We start from the raw sequence: 18,394 nt of genomic DNA on the forward strand, positions 1-18,394 counted from the left end.
CTCTACGGCAAACATTCAAGCGCAAAGAACAACAATTTATGTAGGAGCAGGCTGATCAGGTTATACACACAGAGAAGTTGCCGTGCAGGAAACGTCTGCCTATAGTCCGGTGACTCTTTACACGGCCTATTTATCACCATGATCAAACATCAGCTCGCTCGCTTCAATCGCCTGGACCTGATCAGCGCGCCGACGGCTCTGGAGAAACTCGAACGCCTGTCGGCCTGGGCAGACCGCGATATCTACATCAAGCGCGATGACACCACGACTCTGGCGCTGGGCGGCAACAAGGTCCGCAAGCTTGAATACCTGGCCGCCGACGCGCTGGCCCAGGGTGCCGACACACTGATTACTGCCGGTGCGATCCAGTCCAACCATGTGCGCCAGACCGCTGCGCTGGCTGCGCGGCTGGGCATGGGTTGCGTGGCGCTGCTGGAAAACCCCATCGGCACCGAAGACCCCAACTACCTGCACAACGGCAACCGCCTGCTGCTGGAGCTGTTCGATGCCCGGGTAGAGCTGGTCGAAAACCTCGACAACGCCGACGAGCAACTGCACGCACTCGCTGCACGTCTGCGCTCCAGTGGCAAAACTCCTTATCTGGTACCGATTGGTGGCTCCAGCCCGATCGGCGCCTTGGGCTACGTGCGCGCCGGGCTGGAACTGGCCGAGCAGATCAAGCAGACCGGCATCGATTTCGCTGCCGTCGTTCTGGCGTCCGGCAGCGCTGGCACGCACAGCGGGCTGGCGTTGGCGCTGGCCCATGAACTGCCGCAACTGCCGGTCGTCGGCGTAACGGTGTCGCGCAGTGAAGAAGCCCAGTTGCCCAAGGTGCAAGGCCTGGCCGAGCGCACCGCAGAACTGTTGAACGTTGCGCTGCCGGAGAGCTTCAAAGTCGAGTTGTGGGACGAATATTTCGCCCCACGCTATGGCGAGCCGAACGCCGGCACGCTGTCTGCGATAAAACTGGTGGCGAGCCATGAAGGCCTGTTGCTCGACCCGGTTTACACGGGCAAAGCCATGTCCGGCTTGCTGGATGGCATCGGGCGTCAGCGCTTCAATGACGGTCCGTTGATTTTCCTGCACACCGGTGGCGCGCCTGCACTGTTTGCCTACCCGGACGCATTCAGTCACTGACCGTTCTGTTATGCCAAAGTCGGGCAAAAATTGCTTTTTTAGTTATTTTTCTTCATAAGCAGATGGCGATATAGTCGCGCCCGGCAGCGTGCGTCAATTGCCGTAACTGCTTGAAAAAAAAGCTGATCAGTCAGCACCAAGTCGCTTCGGTCCGGTCAGAAATGATCAGACACCTCCATACCAACAGGGGCTCGCATGAACATTTCCGCTATTCGTCGCACGTTTCTCTTCTCGGCACTGGGTTTGATGCTCGGTTCCGGTATTGCTGGACAAGCCATGGCTGGCGAGCAACTGCAGAAAATCAAGGATAGCGGCACACTGAACGTGGGCCTCGAGGGCACTTATCCGCCGTTCAGCTTCGTGGACGAAAGCGGCAAGCTGACCGGCTTTGAAGTCGAGCTCTCTGAAGCGCTGGCCAAGGAGCTGGGCGTGAGAGCCAAGGTGCAACCGTCCAAGTGGGACGGCATTCTGGCGGCACTGGACTCCAAGCGACTCGACGTGGTGATCAACCAGGTCACGATCTCTGACGAGCGCAAGAAAAAGTATGACTTCTCCGAGCCCTACACCGTTTCCGGTATTCAGGCACTGGCGCTGAAGAAAAACGCAGACACCATCAAGACGGCTCAGGACCTGACTGGCAAGAAAGTCGGCGTGGGTCTGGGCACTAACTACGAGCAATGGCTCAAGGCAAACGTACCGGGTGCGGTCGTCAGAACTTACGAAGATGATCCCACCAAAATCCAGGACCTGAGCGTAGGCCGTATCGACGCGATCCTCGTTGACCGACTGGCAGCTCTGGAAATCGCAGCCAAGACCAAAGGCAAGCTGGCGCCCGCTGGCGATGCGTTCTCCCGTCAGGAGTCCGGCATTGCCTTGCGCAAAGGTGAGCCGGAACTGCAGTCAGCAATCAACCAGGCCCTCGACAAGCTGCGAGCCGATGGCACGCTGGAAAAGCTGTCGAAGAAGTACTTCAACGCTGACGTCACCAAATGATCGAAGAGAGCCTGCAGCTCGCGCTGGACTCTGCGCCCTTTCTGCTCAAGGGCGCGTATTACACGGTATTCCTCAGCCTGGGCGGTATGTTCTTCGGGTTGGTGCTGGGCTTCGGCCTGGCGCTGATGCGGCTGTCGCGTTTCAAGCCAGTGAACTGGCTGGCGCGGATCTACGTGTCGTTCTTTCGCGGCACGCCGTTGCTGGTGCAGCTGTTCCTGATCTATTACGGCCTGCCGGAACTGGGCATCGAGCTTGATCCGCTGACCGCAGCATTGATCGGCTTTTCGCTGAACATGGCCGCTTACGCCTGCGAAATCCTCCGCGCCGCCATAGGTTCCATCGAGCGCGGCCAGTGGGAAGCGGCCGCCAGCATCGGTATGACCCGCTGGCAGACCATGCGCCGGGCGATCCTCCCGCAGGCAGCCCGCACCGCGTTGCCACCGCTGGGCAACAGCTTCATTTCGCTGGTCAAGGATACCGCGCTGGCAGCCACCATCCAGGTGCCCGAGCTGTTCCGCCAGGCGCAGTTGATCACCGCACGCACCTTCGAAATTTTCACCATGTACCTGGCCGCCGCACTGATCTACTGGATCCTTGCCACTGCGCTTTCGTACCTGCAAAACAGGCTCGAAGCGAGGGTCAACCGGCATGATCTGGAGTCCTGACGCATGATCGTGGTTGAAAAACTCACCAAGGAATTCAAAGGCAATCAGGTGCTCAAGGGCATCGATCTGCGCATTGAGGCCGGCGAAGTCGTCGCCATCATCGGCCCCAGCGGCTCGGGCAAGACCACCTTGTTGCGCTGCCTGAACCTGCTGGAAACACCCACCAGCGGCAGGATCAAGGTGGGAGACATCGAGATCGACGGCACGCGATCGATCAATCAGCAGCAAGGCCTGATTCGTCAGTTGCGGCAGCAGGTCGGGTTCGTGTTTCAGAATTTCAACCTGTTTCCGCATCGCACTGCGCTGGAGAACGTGATCGAAGGCCCGCTGGTGGTCAAGAAAGTCGCTCGCGAAGCCGCAGAGGCGCTGGGTCGGCAGTTACTGGCCAAGGTCGGCCTGACCGGCAAAGAAGACGCCTATCCGCGTCGCCTTTCCGGCGGGCAGCAGCAGCGTGTGGCGATTGCCCGGGCGCTGGCGATGGAGCCGCAAGTCATTCTGTTCGACGAACCCACCTCGGCGCTGGACCCGGAACTGGTCGGCGAAGTGTTGACCACCATCCGCGCGCTGGCAGAAGAAAACCGCACGCTGGTGATCGTCACCCACGAGATGAGCTTTGCTCGAGAGGTCGCCAACCGGGTGATCTTTATCGACAAAGGTGTGATCGTGGAACAAGGCGAAGCCAAAGCCCTGTTTGCCAATCCACAGGAAGAACGTACCCGGCAGTTTCTGGAACGCACTCGAACCTGATCCCGCATTCCCCTCACAAAAAGCAGCCCCGATTCATCGGCGCTGCTTTTTTCTTACGCTTCAGAAAGGTTTGATCGTTCAGGATCCTTGCTGAATTCCTACGAAATTTTCAGAAAACTCATCGACGGCATGGGTGCCATGACGTGCGGATGACCCGTGCCCGGAAGTTGACACACCCGCCGGATTGTAGCCTGTTCCGGCCTTTCCGCTGTAAGCGAAGGCTCGTCACTCATGACGCTTTGTAGTAGGACAGCAGTTTGTCTGTGGGTAAACAGTTCTAAATATAATGTGTAGGAAGTATCCGTTTTTTCAGTAAACCGACATTAAGCCGACCTTGTACATTGACAAGCGTACGCAAAGCACATTAGCTCACTCTAACTACTCATTTTACACACCGCTAAAACTTCAAGATTAAAACTCTAACAGTTTGTAATGTTTGCCATGACTTGGACATTTAAGGTACTTATCTCGATGCCTTAATCGGGCTTTATTTTATTTAACATGGCAACTTATTACGATTCTTTACTTGAACTATTGATTATCAGGAGCACCTGGACATGAGTCAAAAAACCTGCAAAAGCGCCTCATCTGAACTGCTGCCCCCTTCCATACCGCAGGCTAGCCGGCATGGCATTGGCGTACGTAACGCATCCAACCTCATGGTTCATATCGAGCCGTACCGCGATATGGACGAAGGCGACCTTATTGAACTCTTCTGGGACGGCTGTTACGTGGCGTCAAAAATATTAACGGCATCCGACATCCGCAACGCTATTGTCCTACGCGTGCCAGAAAGCTTTCTTCAAAATGGTAAGGCGCGAACTTACTATCGGATCATGAAGATTGGCGGGATACCTGTGACCTCGCCATGCCGCAAACTATGGGTCAAGTTGAATGCACCTGGCGGCGGACTGGTCAGCGTCAATACAGAAGAAAATCAGGGCCTGGCACCGCTGCACGTAGCGCCTTCGGTAGTACGCTGCGGATTGTCCCGAAGGCATCTGGATGGAGGTTTGCCAATGGCTATCGAGCCCTACCTGAACATGGCCGCCCATGACGAGATCACTGTGCGCTGGGGTGATGTGCGCATGGACCTGCCGCCGCTGACTGCCGAAGACGTGGGTGAGCCTGTCGATCTGGTCATACCCCCGGCACTGATCATGGAAGGCGGCGGCGAACAGCAACTGGAAGCGACTTACTGCATTATCGATCGGGTCGGAAACAACTCGCTGTGGGCGCCCCCACGGGAAATAAGAATCCAGCCGCTGGGCGACGCGAGCTTCTGAATACATCCGTTACGTAAAACCAGGCGCTGAATCGACGGAGGGTGAATGCCGTCTATGCTTATTCCAAAAAGCACGTTTTAAAAACGTTGATACACGCTTAGGGTATATACACCGGACCACCGGACATCGTGATTTTCCCAGCCGCATTCACTGCGGTCTATTTCTACGAGGTTCCGATGGTCCCTTTCACAACCACCCCTGTGGATAAGCCCAGGGCTGCATCGATTGCCGGTGAGCGACGCGAGTCTGACCCCGCTAACGTAACGGCCCACACCGTCACGGCTTCACAAGAGCCAGACGTTGCTCCCCGACTGTTACCGGCCACGGTGTTGCAAAACGATGCCGAGGCCATTGCAGCCGCACATCAACTGGCAGCAGCAGCGCGGCTCAACGCCGCCAATCGTGATCAGCAACGTGCGTTGCCATGGGCTGAAATCGAACACTTCACCCGTAGCGGTCTGGGCAGTATTTCCATCCCGCGTGCCTATGGCGGCCCCCAGGTGTCATTCGTCACGGTGGCAGACGTCTTCAGGATCATCTCCGCTGCCGACCCGGCGCTGGGCCAGATCCCGCAAAACCAGTTCGGCATTCTGCACCTGTTGCAAAGCAGTGCCACCGAGCAGCAGAAACGAACGTTGTTCCAAAGCGTGCTGGACGGCTGGCGGATCGGCAATGCCGGACCTGAACGCGGCACCAGAAATACCCTGGAACTCAAGGCGCGAATCACCGCCGACGGCGACCGCCTGATCATCAACGGCCAGAAGTTCTACTCCACCGGCGCACTGTTTGCGCACTGGGTTGCGGTCAAGGCACTGGATGACCAGGGCCGGCAGATCATGGCTTTCGTCAAACGCGGCACACCGGGGCTGCGCATTGTCGACGACTGGTCAGGCTTCGGGCAGCGCACCACCGCGAGCGGCACCGTATTGCTCGACAACGTGCCTGTGGACGCCGGGCAGGTAGTGGATAACTGGCGCCTGGCGCTGACGCCGAACATTCAGGGCGCTGTGTCGCAACTGATTCAGGCGGCGATCGATGCGGGCATTGCACGCGGCGCCATCGATGATGCGATTGCCTTCGTTCGCGAGAAATCCCGGCCGTGGATTGATGCCAACGTCGAGCGCGCCAGCGACGACCTGTATGTGATCGCCGACATCGGCAAGCTGAAGCTCGAACTGCACGCTGCCGAAGCCCTGTTGCGAAAAGCGGGTCAGGAGCTGGACGAGATAAACGCGGCACCCATTGACGAACAATCTGCAGCCCGCGCGTCAATCGCTGTGGCGCGCGCCAAGGTGTTGACCACCGAAATATCCCTGCTGGCCAGCGAAAAGCTGTTCGAACTGGCAGGCAGCCGCGCGACCCTGGCCGAGTTCAACCTCGACCGCCACTGGCGTAACGCCCGCGTCCACACCTTGCATGACCCGGTGCGCTGGAAATACCACGCGGTCGGCACCTGGCATTTGAACGGCACCCTGCCCGCTCGCCATTCCTGGATCTGAACCAGACCACTGGAGCACACTTTTCATGAGTTTCAACCCACACGCGCGCGACCACGCAGCGCTGATTACCAGTGATGCTCAGGCCCTGCATGTGGCGAGCGAGCTGGCGCTGCATTTCAAGGCCGAAAGCGCCCTGCGCGACCGCGAGCGCCGCCTGCCTCATGCCGAACTCGACCTGTTCAGCCAATCCGGTTTATGGGGCATCAGCGTGCCCAAAGCCTTTGGCGGCGCAGGTGTTTCAAACGTAACGCTGGCCAGGGTTATCCAGCTGATTTCAGAAGCCGACGGCTCGCTGGGGCAAATTCCGCAAAACCATTTTTACGCCCTTGAAGTGCTGCGCGTGAACGGCAGCCCGCAGCAGCAGGCGCGGCTGTATGCCGAAGCGCTCGCCGGTCGGCGCTTCGGTAACGCGCTGGCTGAACTGGGGACCAAAACCGCGCACGACCGCACCACTCGCCTGACACGGGACGGTGACGGTTATCGCATCAACGGCCGCAAGTTCTATGCGACCGGCGCGCTGTACGCACAGCGCATTCCTACGTCGGTAATTGACGACGCTGGCGTGCAGCAACTGGTGTTCGTGCCGCACGACAGCGAAGGGCTGGAGGTTATCGATGACTGGAGCGGCTTCGGCCAGCGCACCACTGGCAGCGGCTCGGTGGTCTTCGACAACGTATACGTCAGCGCTGAAGAGGTGGTGCCGTTCCAGAGCGCTTTCGAGCGCCCGACCACCGTGGGCCCGCTCGCGCAGATTCTCCATGCGGCCATCGACACCGGCATCGCCCGCGCAGCGTTTGAGGACGGTCTGATCTTCGTCCGCACCCGCACCCGGCCATGGATCGATTCAGGCATCGAGAAAGCCGTGGATGACCCGCTGACGCTGCACAGCTTCGGCAGGCTCGGTATTCGCCTGCACGCTGCCGAAGCGCTGCTGGAACGCGCCGGTGAGTTTCTCGACGTCGCCCAGGCCGACAGCAGCGCCGATAATGTGGCTGCGGCCTCCATCGCCGTTGCCGAAGCCCGCGCCATCAGTACAGAAATCTCTCTGGCAGCGGGCAGCACGCTGTTCGAACTGGCGGGCAGCCAGGCCACCCTCGCTGAACACGGACTCGATCGTCACTGGCGCAATGCTCGCGTGCACACGCTGCACGACCCGGTGCGCTGGAAGTTTCACGCCATCGGCAATTACTACCTGAATGACACCCATCCTCCGTTGCGGGGGACAATCTGATGGCGCGCAAAAAGATCCTGCTCAATGCGTTCAACATGAACTGCATCGGCCATATCAATCATGGTCTGTGGACCCACCCGCGTGACACCTCGACGCAATTCAACAGCCTGGAATACTGGACTGACCTGGCGAAACTGCTGGAACGCGGGCTGTTCGACGGCCTGTTCATTGCCGACATCGTGGGCGTGTATGACGTCTATCAGAACTCGCTGGACGTCACCCTCAAAGAAGCGATCCAGTTGCCGGTCAATGATCCGCTGCTGCTGGTTTCCGCCATGGCCGGTGTGACCCGGCACCTGGGGTTCGGTCTGACCGCCAACCTGACCTATGACGCGCCTTATCTGTTCGCCCGGCGCATGTCGACGCTCGACCATCTGAGCCGTGGCCGGGTGGGCTGGAACATTGTCACCGGTTATCTCGACAGCGCGGCGCGGGCCATGGGCCTGAGTGAGCAGAACGAACACGATCGCCGTTACGATCAGGCCGATGAATACCTGGAGGTGCTGTACAAGCTCTGGGAAGGCAGCTGGGAAAACGATGCCGTGATCAACGACCGCGAGCAGCGCGTTTACGCCCAGCCGGGCAAAGTCCACAAGGTCCGGCACAAGGGCGAGTTCTATCAGGTCGAGGGTTATCACCTCTGCGAACCGTCGCCGCAACGCACGCCGGTACTGTTTCAGGCTGGCAGTTCAGAGCGCGGCCTGCAGTTTGCCGGACAGAACGCCGAGTGCGTATTCATCAGCGGGCAGAACAAGGCAGCAACCCGCGAGCAGGTGGACAAGGTTCGCGCCAGCGCAGTGCAGGCCGGGCGCAACGCGGATGACATCAAGGTGTTCATGGGCCTCAACGTGATTGTCGCGACCACAGAAGCGCTGGCTCGCGAGAAACACGCCGAATACCGCCGCCATGCCAGCGCCGAAGCGGGCGTGGCGCACTTTGCGGCATCCACCGGTATCGATTTCGCCGAGTACGAACTGGACGAACCCATTCAGTACGTGAAAAACAACGCCATTCAATCGGCGACCAAAAACCTGAAAAACAACGACTGGACGCGCCGGAAACTGCTTGATCAGCACGCACTCGGTGGCCGCTACATCACGTTGATCGGCTCCGCTGAACAGGTCGCTGATGAGCTGGAATCCTGGATCGAGGAAACCGGTCTGGACGGCTTCAACCTGACTCGCATCGTCACGCCGGAAAGTTATGAGGACTTTATCGATCTGGTGATCCCGGAGCTGCAACGCCGTGGGTCGTACAAGACCTCTTACGAAGACGGCAGCCTGCGCAAAAAACTGTTTCCGGAGGGTACGGATCGTTTGCCGGAGCGGCATGCGGGCGCTGCTTTCAGAGCCTGACGCTCAGGCACCGCAGAATCAAGAGCGGACGCAGAGCGTCCAGAACGGTATTACCACGCAGAGCGTGGGAACGAGAATCAAAGGACCGCATTATGAGCAAAACCCTCGCTGCACTGGCCCTCGGCCTGTTGACCCTGACCGTTCACGCCGCCGATGCGCCCTTGAAGGTCGGCACCACGGCAGCCTTCGCCATACCGCTGGAAGCCGCGGTCGAAGAAGCCGGCAAGCAGGGCCTGAAGGTTGAGCTGGTCGAGTTCACCGACTGGATCGCGCCCAACGTCAGCCTTGCTGCGGGTGATATCGACGTGAACTACTTTCAGCACATTCCATTCCTGACCAACGCCAACGAGGCCGCCGGTTTCGGGCTGGTGCCTTACGCGCCAGGCATCATCAACAACGTCGGGCTGTACTCGAAAAAGTACAAAAGCTTCGACGAGCTGCCGAGCGGAGCCACTGTGGCTATCGCCAATGACCCGATTAACAGCGGGCGCGGCCTGCAACTGCTGGCCAAGGCCGGGCTGATCACCCTCAAGGAAGGTGTGGGCTACAAGGCCACCGAGGAAGACATCACGGCCAACCCGAAAAAACTCAAGCTCATTCAGGTCGAAGCCGTGCAATTGGTGCGAGCCTACGACGATGCCGATCTGGTGCAGGGCTACCCCGCCTACATCCGCCTGGCCAAGACCTTCCCTGCCGACTCGGCGATTCTGTTCGACGGCATGGATCACCCGGAGTACGTGATTCAGTTCGTGATCAAGCCTGATCACAAGGACGATCCACGCCTGGCCAGATTCGTCGACATCTACCAGCATTCGCCCGTGGTCCGCGCCGCGCTGGACAAGGTCAATGGCAAGCTCTACCAGGTGGGGTGGAAAGAATGACCGCCACCGCGCAACGGCACATTGATATCGCTGGCGCAGGTCAGTTGGCGCAACAGGCCGAGCTGCACCCGGAGTTGAACCGTGCCCATGTGCGCTTCATCAATCTGGGCAAGACCTACCCCGGCAAGCAGGGCCCCGTCGAAGCCCTGAGCGGTATCGACCTGGCCGTTCAGCGTGGCGAAATCTTCGGCATCATCGGCCGCAGCGGCGCGGGCAAATCCTCGCTGATTCGCACCATCAACCGCCTCGAGCAACCCAGTAGCGGTCGGGTGCTGATCGATCAGGTGGACATCGGTGAGTTCACTGAAGACAAGCTGGTGGCGCTGCGCCGACGCATCGGCATGATCTTCCAGCACTTCAATCTGATGTCGGCGAAGACCGTCTGGCAGAACGTCGAACTGCCGCTCAAGGTCGCCGGCGTGCCCAAGGAACAACGCGCGCGCAAGGTCATACAGTTGCTGGAACTGGTGGGTTTGCGGGACAAGCACACAGCGTATCCGGCGCAGTTGTCCGGCGGGCAGAAGCAGCGTGTCGGCATCGCCCGCGCACTGGTTCACGACCCGGCGATTCTGCTGTGCGATGAGGCGACTTCAGCGCTGGACCCGGAGACCACCCAGTCGATCCTCGGTCTGCTGCGCGAGATCAACCAGCGCCTGGGCCTGACCATCGTGTTGATCACTCACGAAATGGCGGTCATTCGCGATATCTGCCATCGCGTGGTGGTGCTGGAACAGGGCCGGATCGTCGAGCAGGGGCCGGTCTGGCAGGTGTTCGGCGACCCGCAACACGAGGTCAGCAAAACCCTGCTCGCGCCCCTGCAACTCGGGCTGCCGAAAGAATGGGCCGAGCGTCTGAGCGATCAGCCTGAGCGACCGGATGCGGCCATTTTGCTGGATGTGCATTTCACCGGCGTGAGCAACGAAGGGCCGGATCTGGCCGCGCTGTTTGCGGCGCTTGGCGGCAAGGTGCAATTGCTGCAGGGCGGTGTCGAGCGGATTCAGGAGCGGGCCATCGGGCATCTGATTCTGTCGATTGCCGGCTCGCCGTACAGTCGGGACGAGCTGCTGGCTCGCGCCCGCACACTGGCGCCACGCGTGGAGGTATTGGGTTATGTGGTTTGATCGCTTGTTGCAAGGCACCCTCGACACCTTTCTGATGGTCGGAGTGTCGTCATTGATCGCACTGCTGCTGGGCATCCCGCTGGCAGTGATTCTGGTGACCAGTTCCAAAGGCGGCATCTACCAGGCACCGGGGATCAACCGGGTGCTGGGCGGTTTCGTGAACCTGTTTCGCTCAATTCCGTTTCTGATCCTGATGGTCGCGCTGATTCCGTTCACCCGGATGATCGTCGGCACCACGTATGGCGTGTGGGCCGCCGTCGTACCGCTGACCATTGCCGCCACGCCGTTCTTTGCGCGGATCGCCGAAGTCAGCCTGCGCGAGGTGGATCACGGTCTGGTCGAAGCGGCGCAAGCGATGGGCTGTCGTCGCTGGCACATCATCTGGCATGTGCTGCTGCCGGAAGCTCGCCCCGGTATCGTCGGCGGCTTCACCATCACGTTGGTGACCATGATCAACTCATCGGCCATGGCCGGAGCCATCGGTGCAGGCGGGTTGGGCGACATTGCCTATCGCTATGGTTATCAGCGCTTTGACACGCAGGTGATGTTGACGGTGATCGTCTTGCTGGTGGCGGTCGTAGCGCTGGTACAACTGGGCGGTGACCGACTGGCGCGCAGCTTCGACAGGCGCTGAGCGGCCGCAACGCAGCGAGGGTATATTGGCGGTCTTCCTTTACCGGACCGCCCTTGATGAAACTCGACACACAGACCCTTGCGCAGATCACCTCCGCCACCCTAGGCCATTACAACAGCGTGGCCGACGACTTCCGCGAAGGCACCCGCGACCACGACGTCAGCCAGAATATCGACGCCCTGCTGCGGCATATCGAAGGGCCGGCACCCTGGCAGATTCTGGACTTTGGCTGCGGGCCGGGCCGCGACCTGAAAACGTTTACCGCGATGGGCCATGTGGCGGTCGGGCTCGACGGCTCCGAACGTTTTGCCGAGATGGCCGTGCCGAAACCGGTTGTGAAGTGCTGCAACAAAACTTTCTCGAACTCGACCTGCCGCAAGGCCGCTTCGATGGCCTCTTTGCCAACGCGGTGTTGTTCCACATCCCCAAACAAGAGCTGCCACGCGTCCTGCGTCAACTGCACGCCACGCTCAAACCGGGCGGCGTGCTGTTCAGCTCCAACCCGCGCGGTCAGAACCAGGAAGGCTGGAACGGCGAACGCTACGGCGCATACCACGACCTGGAAACATGGCGTCAATTGCTGACCGAAGCCGGCTTTGTCGAACTGGAGCACTACTACCGTCCCGCCGGATTGCCGAGAGAGCAGCAGCCCTGGTTGGCGAGTGTCTGGCGGCGGCTGTGATGTACGGCGCTGTGCAGTCGGTGTACTGGTACTTCTGACAGTATCGGCAAACACTCACGCGCCTTAGGATGGACTCCCGACCGTCTGCGCAGTCGGCTGGCAATGGAATCCATTCGAACCGATCAAAGGAAATGATCATGGCGACCGAATACGTGCAAAACGGCAACTTCAGCAACGATCTTGACCACTGGGTAACACCGGGGGGCTTTGAACCACACTTCAAGCCCAAGGGGGACGAGGGAGGTCAAAGCATCAAACTGGACATTGGAGTGGCAATCAGCCAATCCATCGAAGAACTGCGTGCCCAAAGCCTGCATATCGAATTCGATGTGCTCAGCGCAGACCCGCGCATAGATGAGGTGCTCTTTGTTGTAACCGTAGGTGGCTACAATAAGGAAGGCGCAATGAATCTGTCCCCGGTCATCGGCCTCGCAACCCAGCAATGGAAGCGCGTTTCAGGCAATATCCTGTTCGGAGAACAGCTTGAGAGATTCTTCCTGAACGTATCGGCTGCGTCAAAAGCATCCCTACCCTCGTTTTCAGACGCGATAAAGGCTTCACCGTACGGCCCTGTACGGTTCGCCAACCTCAGCCTGTCCATGATCGACGCCAAAGACGCAGACAAGACCGACTGATCGCCGTTTCAGCAGCCCTGCCCCGTGGTACAGCCGGCGGGGCACGCAGGCCTCAATGCGCCGGCTGTGCGTGTTCGCCCTCGTCCTTGTCTTCCGCTTCGCGACGTTGTTCGTCGGTCGGTTCCTTGATGCGGTACCAGGCCACGTACAACGCTGGCAGGAACAGCAAGGTCAGCAGCGTGGCGATGATGATGCCGCCGATCATGGCGTAGGCCATCGGCCCCCAGAACACTTCACGGGCGATTGGAATCATGCCCAGGCTGGCCGCTGCCGCCGTCAACAGAATCGGCCGACGGCGATGCTCGGTGGCTTCGACCACGGCGTCCCAAGGCAGGTAGCCGCTTTTTTCATAGGCATCGATCTGGGTCACCAGAATCACCGAGTTGCGGATGATGATGCCGATCAGCGCCAGTACCCCGAGAATCGCCACGAACCCCAACGGCGTGCCCGTCGGGATCAGCGCCAGCACCACGCCTATCAGGCCGAGGGGCGCGACACTGGCCACCAGGAACATCTTCTGAATGCTGTGCAACTGAATCATCAGGAACGTCGCCATGAGGAACAGCATCAACGGTGCAACGCTGGCAATCGGCCCCTGCGCCTTGCTGCTTTCTTCGACCGTACCACCAGTGGCAACCTTGTAGCCGACCGGCAGGCCTGCGGAAAACTTGTCGATTTCCGGTTGCAGCTGCTTGACCAGATCAGTCGGCTGAATCGCGTCGCGGACAGCGCCTTTCACCGTGATGGTCGGCTTGCGGTCGCGGCGCCAGACCAATGGCTGCTCCAGCTCGTAACCGACGGTGGCGAACGCCAGCAGCGGGATGGAAGTACCGGTCGGCGTCACGATTTGCAGGTTCTGCAGGGTTTCCGGTGTGCCGCGCTCGGCATCTTCGGCACGCCCGATCACATTGATCAGATAGATATCATCACGCACCTGGGTCACGGTAGAACCGCTGACCACACTGTTCATCAGCTTGGCGACGTCTTCGGACGACAGGCCCAGCTGCCGGGCCTTGTCCTGATTGATGTCGATGCGCAGGACCTTGCCCGGCTCGTTCCAGTCGTAGATCACTTCGCCCACATGCGGGTTTTGATCGAGCAGCGTGGCCAGTTCGATGGCGTGCTGACGCACCTTGTCGATGTTCTCGCCGCTGACGCGATACTGCAACGGACGCCCCACCGGCGGACCCATTTCCAGCGCCTGCACATACGACCCGATGCCGACGAAGTCATCACGCAGGCGTTTTTGCAGACGGGCAGTCAACGCGCCACGCTCTTCCAGGCCTTTGCTGACAATGACCAGCTGGGCGTAGAACGGATTTTCCAGTTGCTGATCGAGTGGCAGGTAGAAACGTAACGCGCCCTGGCCGATGTAGGTGCTCCAGCGCTCAATATCCGGATCGTCCTTGAGGCTCGCTTCAAAACGATCCACCACTTTGCGTGTTTCGTTGATCGAAGCGTTCTGCGGCAGGTTCAGGTCGACAAGAATTTCCGGGCGATCCGAGGACGGGAAGAACTGGTTCTGCACAAACTGCATGGAGAACAGCGACGCGGCGAACAACCCTACCGTGATGGCAATCGCCAGCCAGCGATGACGCATGGCCCAGAGCATGCTGCCGTTGAATGCCCGGCCTATGCGGCCCGGCTCTTCGGATTTCGGCTTGATGTTGGCGCTCAGAATGTGCACGCCGATCACCGGCGCGAACAGCACGGCAACCACCCACGACACCAGCATCGCCACGGCAATCACGGCGAACAGCGTGAAGGTGTACTCCCCCGCCGAGCTGTTGTTCAGACCGATCGGCACAAAGCCGGCCACGGTCACCAGCGTACCGGTGAGCATCGGGAACGCTGTCGAGGTGTAGGCGTAAGTCGCGGCCTGCTCCTTGGTTTCCCCCATTTCCAGCCGTGTGACCATCATTTCCACGGTAATCATGGCGTCATCCACCAGCAGGCCGAGGGCGATGATCAGCGCGCCGAGGGAAATCCGTTGCATGGTGATGCCGCTGTATTCCATGAACACAAACACCATCGCCAGCACCAGCGGAATCGAACACGCGACCACCAACCCTGCGCGAAACCCGAGGCTGACGAAGCTGACCAACAGCACGATAATCACCGCCTCGAACAACGCGCTGGTGAAGCCACCCACGGCCTTGTTCACCACCTCGGCCTGATCCGACACCTTGTGCACGCCGATGCCGACTGGCAGCTCCGCCGTTGTAGCGTCCATACGCTCATGCAGCGCCTTGCCGAACGACTGGATATTGCCGCCCTTTTGCATCGCGATGGCCAGACCGATCGCCGGTTTGCCATCGAAACGGAACAGCGGCTTGGGCGGATCGGTGTAGCCACGGGTTATGTCAGCAATGTCGCTGAGACGGTAAAAACGGTCATTGATGCGCAGATTGACTGCAGCCAGATCCTTCTCGGAAGCGAACTGGCCGGAGGTGCGTACCGAGATCCGCTCCGGCCCGGATTCGATCACCCCGGCAGGCGTCACCGCGTTCTGCGATTGCAGGCTTTGCACCACCTGACTCTGATCAATGCCCAACGCCGCGAGTTTGCGTGTCGAGAAGTTCAGGTACACCACTTCGTCCTGCTGACCGATCATCTCGACCTTGCCCAGGCCGGGCACTTCGCGAATGTCGGCGCGAACCTTCTCGACGTAGTCACGCAACTGACGCATCGAGAAACCGTCTGCGGTAAACGCATAGATCGAGCCGTACACATCGCCGAACTCGTCGTTGAACGACGGACCTTGCAGCCCCTGCGGAAACTGGCCACGGATGTCATCGACCTTCTTGCGCACCTGATACCAGATTTCCGGTATCGCCTTGGCGCTGGTGGTGTCACGCAGGTACACGAAGACGGTGGACTCGCCCGGGCGGGTATAGCTCTTCACATAGTCCAGCGAGTCCAGCTCTTCGAGCTTTTTCTCGATGCGGTCGGTGACCTGCTCCAGAGTCTCGTCCACCGTCGCGCCCGGCCAGCGGGTCTGGATGATCATGGTCTTGATGGTGAAGGACGGATCTTCCTCGCGCCCCAGCTTCATGTAGGAAAACACGCCCATCAACAGCGCGACGAACATCAGGTACCAGACGAACGACTGATGCTTGATGGCCCACTCGGATAAATTGAAATTCCCTTTCATCGCGGGCTTTCCTCATCGACTTTGACTTTCTGGCCCGGCTTGAGGCTGTTGACGCCCGCGCTCACCACTTTCTCACCCGCTTTGACGCCGTCCGCCAGCAAAAAGCTGTTGCTGTCACGACTGGTAATATTCACGGTTCGGGGGCTGACCGTTTGGCTTTGCGGGTCGACGATCCATATCTGGTGCTTGCCATCGACTTCCTGCAAGGCATTGATCGGCAGACGCATGCGCGGCGTGATGGTCGAGCTGAGTGTCACGCTGATGGCCGTGCCCAGCCGGAACGCCGGTGGCGTTTGCGCCAGCGACAGACGCGCACGGCGAGTACGTGTAGTGCGGTCAGCCTGGGGTTCTATTTCGCGAATGGTGGCGGTGGTGTTCACTTCCGGATTCAACTGGCTGGCCACGGTGAATACCACGCCGGCAGGCACTTGATCGGCCAGTGTATCGGGCAGGTCGATCACCGCTTCCTTGATGTCCGGCCGCGCCAGGGTCACGACTTCCTGACCGGCTGTCACCACCTGTCCGGCTTCGACTTTCCATTCGGTGACCACGGCGTCGTGATCACTGCGCAGCTCGCTGTAACTCAATTGATCGCGGGCCTGTTGAGCCGCGGCTTTGGCCTGCTCCTGCGAGGAGCTGGCGGTCTTCAGATCGGTCAGTGCGATGTCCAGTTGCGCCTGGGCACCGACGCCGCGGTCGAACAACTCCTGCTGGCGGCGAGCATTGGCCTGGGCGTTGATGAACTGCGCCTGAACATTGGCCAGGTCGCCCTGCCGGGCACGCACAGCGTTCTGCTGATCGGTCGGATCGAGGGTTGCCAGCAAATCGCCCTTCTTGACTTCAGCGCCTACATCAACGTCGCGTCGGGCAATACGCCCCGCGACACGAAAGCCCAGCACACTCTGATAACGCGCCTGGATATTGCCGGCAAAACGCCCGAAATCCTGATTCGACTCGGGTCGGGCTTCGACGAAGACGACCGGGCGTACCGGCTCGGGAGGTGCTTCATCCTTGCCGCAGCCACTCAATAGCAAGCCGCTCAACAGAAGGCCGCCCAGCGGCAGGCATGACCGACGCTTCATGGTTGCACCTTCGCGTTCTGCGGTTGCTCGGCGATTTCGACCTGCATGTCCGGGTGTAACAACTGTCCGCCTGCCACCACGACTTTCTCTCCACCTTTGAGCCCGTCGCCGATGATGACTTTTTCGGTCAGGTAACGGGTGACGGTGACTTTGCGCAGATTGACCTTGCCCTGCTCGTCCACCACCCACACGGCAGGCTTGCCCAACTGCTCGCCGAGGTCCTTGGTCAGCGCCGCCCATGGCAACTCGACACTGGCATTGGCCGGTGCATTCAGCGCCACACTGACCACCGAGCCCAGGTCCATGCCTTCAGGCAGCGGGTCCAGAGCGATCTTGACCTGCAAGGTGCCGGTTTGCGCCGACACCGCCGGGGTGACTTCGCGCACTTTGCCGCTGACCCTGATATTCGGGTTATCGAGCAACGTGACCTGCACGGCCTGATCAGTCGGAGGCTTGACGAACAGGGACTCGTAAACATTGAACACGGCATCGCGATCGCCGTCGCGCGCCAGATCGAAAATCGGCATCGTGGCCTGCACCACTTGCCCGACCTCAGCCTGACGCGCGGTGATTACACCCGGTGCGTCAGCGACCAGTGCGGTATAACCCAGCTGTTCACGGGCATTGGCCAGTTGCGCCTGCACTGCCTTCAATGAACTTTCGCTGCCGCGCAAGGCGGCCTGTGCAGAGTCATATTCGCTGCGACTGGTATAACCTTTGGGCAGCAGCTTTTGCTGACGGCCGAACGCAGCGCGGGACTGGCTCACGCGGGCCTGTTCGGCAGCCACAGCGGCCGCAGCCGAGTCGACATTGATCTGCAGATCCTTGGGGTCGAGCCGGGCCAGCACTTGCCGAGCAGTCACCCGGTCACCCACATCCACATTGCGCTGAATGATCTTGCCATTGACCCGGAATGAAAGACGGGTCTGCACCCGCGCCTGAACATCACCGGTCAGGGCAACGCTGGCAGCGAAGTCGGTACTTTTGACCGTTTGAACATAGACCCGAGGCAGCTCGGGCTCAGCCGGTTTTTCCTCGCCACAGCCCGCCAGCGCCGCCAAGGCAGCGGCCAGACCGAACGTAACCAGTCTTGAAATACGAACGGGCATGCAGACTCCTTGTGCGGCTGCCGGGTGCGGGCGTGATCAGGGCGAGAGAATAGCGTGACTATGCGACTGTGTGCGAGAGGGAGGGTTCATTGGGGCGGTCATAACGCGTTCATGAATGCCCGGATGCGATAAGGATGGAGGGAGTTTGCCGTCGTATGAACGCCGATAACCAGCCTGAGCATG

At 59.9% G+C, this 18,394-nt stretch carries 15 protein-coding genes and 1 pseudogene; 13 read left to right on the plus strand and 3 right to left on the minus strand.

The window, feature by feature from the left end; translation table 11 throughout:
• Window positions 1–138: 138 nt before the first annotated feature.
• From I9H07_RS22150 to I9H07_RS22210, 13 genes and pseudogenes are all read left to right on the plus strand, one after another.
• Window positions 139–1,137, plus strand: a complete 999-nt coding sequence (locus tag I9H07_RS22150) for a D-cysteine desulfhydrase (RefSeq protein WP_024675466.1) — start codon at window positions 139–141, stop codon at window positions 1,135–1,137.
• A gap of 195 nt (window positions 1,138–1,332) precedes the next feature.
• Entirely contained in the window at window positions 1,333–2,130 is a 798-nt protein-coding gene (gene tcyJ / locus I9H07_RS22155) for a cystine ABC transporter substrate-binding protein (protein ID WP_236423684.1), read from the plus strand.
• Entirely contained in the window at window positions 2,127–2,795 is a 669-nt protein-coding gene (gene tcyL / locus I9H07_RS22160) for a cystine ABC transporter permease (RefSeq protein ID WP_024644992.1), read from the plus strand. The genes tcyJ and tcyL overlap by 4 nt, the downstream gene beginning before the upstream one ends.
• Window positions 2,796–2,798: 3 nt before the next feature.
• Window positions 2,799–3,542 carry an L-cystine ABC transporter ATP-binding protein TcyN gene (tcyN, locus tag I9H07_RS22165; RefSeq protein ID WP_024675464.1) on the plus strand — a complete coding sequence of 248 codons (744 nt, stop codon included), beginning with the start codon at window positions 2,799–2,801 and terminating at the stop codon, window positions 3,540–3,542.
• Between the two features lie 557 nt (window positions 3,543–4,099).
• A complete protein-coding gene (locus tag I9H07_RS22170; protein ID WP_024675463.1) occupies window positions 4,100–4,828 on the plus strand; it encodes a hypothetical protein in 729 nt (242 codons plus the stop codon).
• Between the two features lie 176 nt (window positions 4,829–5,004).
• Window positions 5,005–6,327: an SfnB family sulfur acquisition oxidoreductase gene (locus I9H07_RS22175; protein WP_268946421.1), complete on the plus strand. Its 1,323-nt coding sequence runs from the start codon at window positions 5,005–5,007 to the stop codon at window positions 6,325–6,327.
• Between the two features lie 25 nt (window positions 6,328–6,352).
• The gene (locus tag I9H07_RS22180; RefSeq protein WP_236423686.1) at window positions 6,353–7,558 is read left to right on the plus strand and encodes an SfnB family sulfur acquisition oxidoreductase; all 1,206 of its coding nucleotides are present in this window, start codon (window positions 6,353–6,355) and stop codon (window positions 7,556–7,558) included.
• Window positions 7,558–8,913 carry an LLM class flavin-dependent oxidoreductase gene (locus I9H07_RS22185; RefSeq protein WP_236423687.1) on the plus strand — a complete coding sequence of 452 codons (1,356 nt, stop codon included), beginning with the start codon at window positions 7,558–7,560 and terminating at the stop codon, window positions 8,911–8,913. Before I9H07_RS22180 ends, I9H07_RS22185 begins: the two co-directional genes overlap by 1 nt.
• 92 nt (window positions 8,914–9,005) lie before the next feature.
• A complete protein-coding gene (locus tag I9H07_RS22190) occupies window positions 9,006–9,794 on the plus strand; it encodes a MetQ/NlpA family ABC transporter substrate-binding protein (protein WP_024672463.1) in 789 nt (262 codons plus the stop codon).
• Window positions 9,791–10,915: a methionine ABC transporter ATP-binding protein gene (locus I9H07_RS22195; RefSeq protein ID WP_236423689.1), complete on the plus strand. Its 1,125-nt coding sequence runs from the start codon at window positions 9,791–9,793 to the stop codon at window positions 10,913–10,915. Before I9H07_RS22190 ends, I9H07_RS22195 begins: the two co-directional genes overlap by 4 nt.
• Window positions 10,905–11,549, plus strand: coding sequence for a methionine ABC transporter permease (locus I9H07_RS22200; protein ID WP_058390718.1), 645 nt, complete (start codon window positions 10,905–10,907; stop codon window positions 11,547–11,549). The genes I9H07_RS22195 and I9H07_RS22200 overlap by 11 nt, the downstream gene beginning before the upstream one ends.
• Window positions 11,550–11,605: 56 nt before the next feature.
• Window positions 11,606–12,231: pseudogene (locus I9H07_RS22205) on the plus strand (class I SAM-dependent methyltransferase).
• A 137-nt stretch (window positions 12,232–12,368) separates the two neighbouring features.
• Entirely contained in the window at window positions 12,369–12,866 is a 498-nt protein-coding gene (locus I9H07_RS22210; RefSeq protein ID WP_236423691.1) for a hypothetical protein, read from the plus strand.
• Window positions 12,867–12,918: 52 nt separating this feature from the next.
• On the opposite strand, the gene I9H07_RS22215 is transcribed toward I9H07_RS22210, so the two are convergent.
• From I9H07_RS22215 to I9H07_RS22225, 3 genes are read right to left on the minus strand one after another with little or no spacing between them, the layout of a single operon-like run.
• Complete coding sequence (locus I9H07_RS22215; protein WP_236423693.1) at window positions 12,919–16,020, minus strand: efflux RND transporter permease subunit; 3,102 nt, start codon at window positions 16,018–16,020, stop codon at window positions 12,919–12,921.
• Entirely contained in the window at window positions 16,017–17,102 is a 1,086-nt protein-coding gene (locus I9H07_RS22220; protein WP_236423695.1) for an efflux RND transporter periplasmic adaptor subunit, read from the minus strand. The genes I9H07_RS22215 and I9H07_RS22220 overlap by 4 nt, the downstream gene beginning before the upstream one ends.
• Complete coding sequence (locus I9H07_RS22225; protein ID WP_024672456.1) at window positions 17,099–18,211, minus strand: efflux RND transporter periplasmic adaptor subunit; 1,113 nt, start codon at window positions 18,209–18,211, stop codon at window positions 17,099–17,101. The genes I9H07_RS22220 and I9H07_RS22225 overlap by 4 nt, the downstream gene beginning before the upstream one ends.
• Window positions 18,212–18,394 lie beyond the last annotated feature (183 nt).

This window comes from Pseudomonas syringae (assembly GCF_023278085.1).
GTDB classification, from domain to species: domain Bacteria; phylum Pseudomonadota; class Gammaproteobacteria; order Pseudomonadales; family Pseudomonadaceae; genus Aquipseudomonas; species Aquipseudomonas syringae_Q.

Bases quoted from the DNA above. Each gene is read 5' to 3' on its own strand.
- I9H07_RS22180 (WP_236423686.1), top strand. From the start codon at position 6,353: ATGAGTTTCAACCCACACGCGCGCGACCACGCAGCGCTGATTACCAGT.
- I9H07_RS22175 (WP_268946421.1), top strand. From the start codon at position 5,005: ATGGTCCCTTTCACAACCACCCCTGTGGATAAGCCCAGGGCTGCATCG.
- I9H07_RS22195 (WP_236423689.1), top strand. From the start codon at position 9,791: ATGACCGCCACCGCGCAACGGCACATTGATATCGCTGGCGCAGGTCAG.
- I9H07_RS22210 (WP_236423691.1), top strand. From the start codon at position 12,369: ATGGCGACCGAATACGTGCAAAACGGCAACTTCAGCAACGATCTTGAC.
- tcyJ (WP_236423684.1), top strand. From the start codon at position 1,333: ATGAACATTTCCGCTATTCGTCGCACGTTTCTCTTCTCGGCACTGGGT.
- I9H07_RS22220 (WP_236423695.1), bottom strand. From the start codon at position 17,102: ATGAAGCGTCGGTCATGCCTGCCGCTGGGCGGCCTTCTGTTGAGCGGC.
- I9H07_RS22200 (WP_058390718.1), top strand. From the start codon at position 10,905: ATGTGGTTTGATCGCTTGTTGCAAGGCACCCTCGACACCTTTCTGATG.
- tcyL (WP_024644992.1), top strand. From the start codon at position 2,127: ATGATCGAAGAGAGCCTGCAGCTCGCGCTGGACTCTGCGCCCTTTCTG.
- I9H07_RS22225 (WP_024672456.1), bottom strand. From the start codon at position 18,211: ATGCCCGTTCGTATTTCAAGACTGGTTACGTTCGGTCTGGCCGCTGCC.
- I9H07_RS22190 (WP_024672463.1), top strand. From the start codon at position 9,006: ATGAGCAAAACCCTCGCTGCACTGGCCCTCGGCCTGTTGACCCTGACC.
- I9H07_RS22150 (WP_024675466.1), top strand. From the start codon at position 139: ATGATCAAACATCAGCTCGCTCGCTTCAATCGCCTGGACCTGATCAGC.
- I9H07_RS22215 (WP_236423693.1), bottom strand. From the start codon at position 16,020: ATGAAAGGGAATTTCAATTTATCCGAGTGGGCCATCAAGCATCAGTCG.
- I9H07_RS22185 (WP_236423687.1), top strand. From the start codon at position 7,558: ATGGCGCGCAAAAAGATCCTGCTCAATGCGTTCAACATGAACTGCATC.
- I9H07_RS22170 (WP_024675463.1), top strand. From the start codon at position 4,100: ATGAGTCAAAAAACCTGCAAAAGCGCCTCATCTGAACTGCTGCCCCCT.
- tcyN (WP_024675464.1), top strand. From the start codon at position 2,799: ATGATCGTGGTTGAAAAACTCACCAAGGAATTCAAAGGCAATCAGGTG.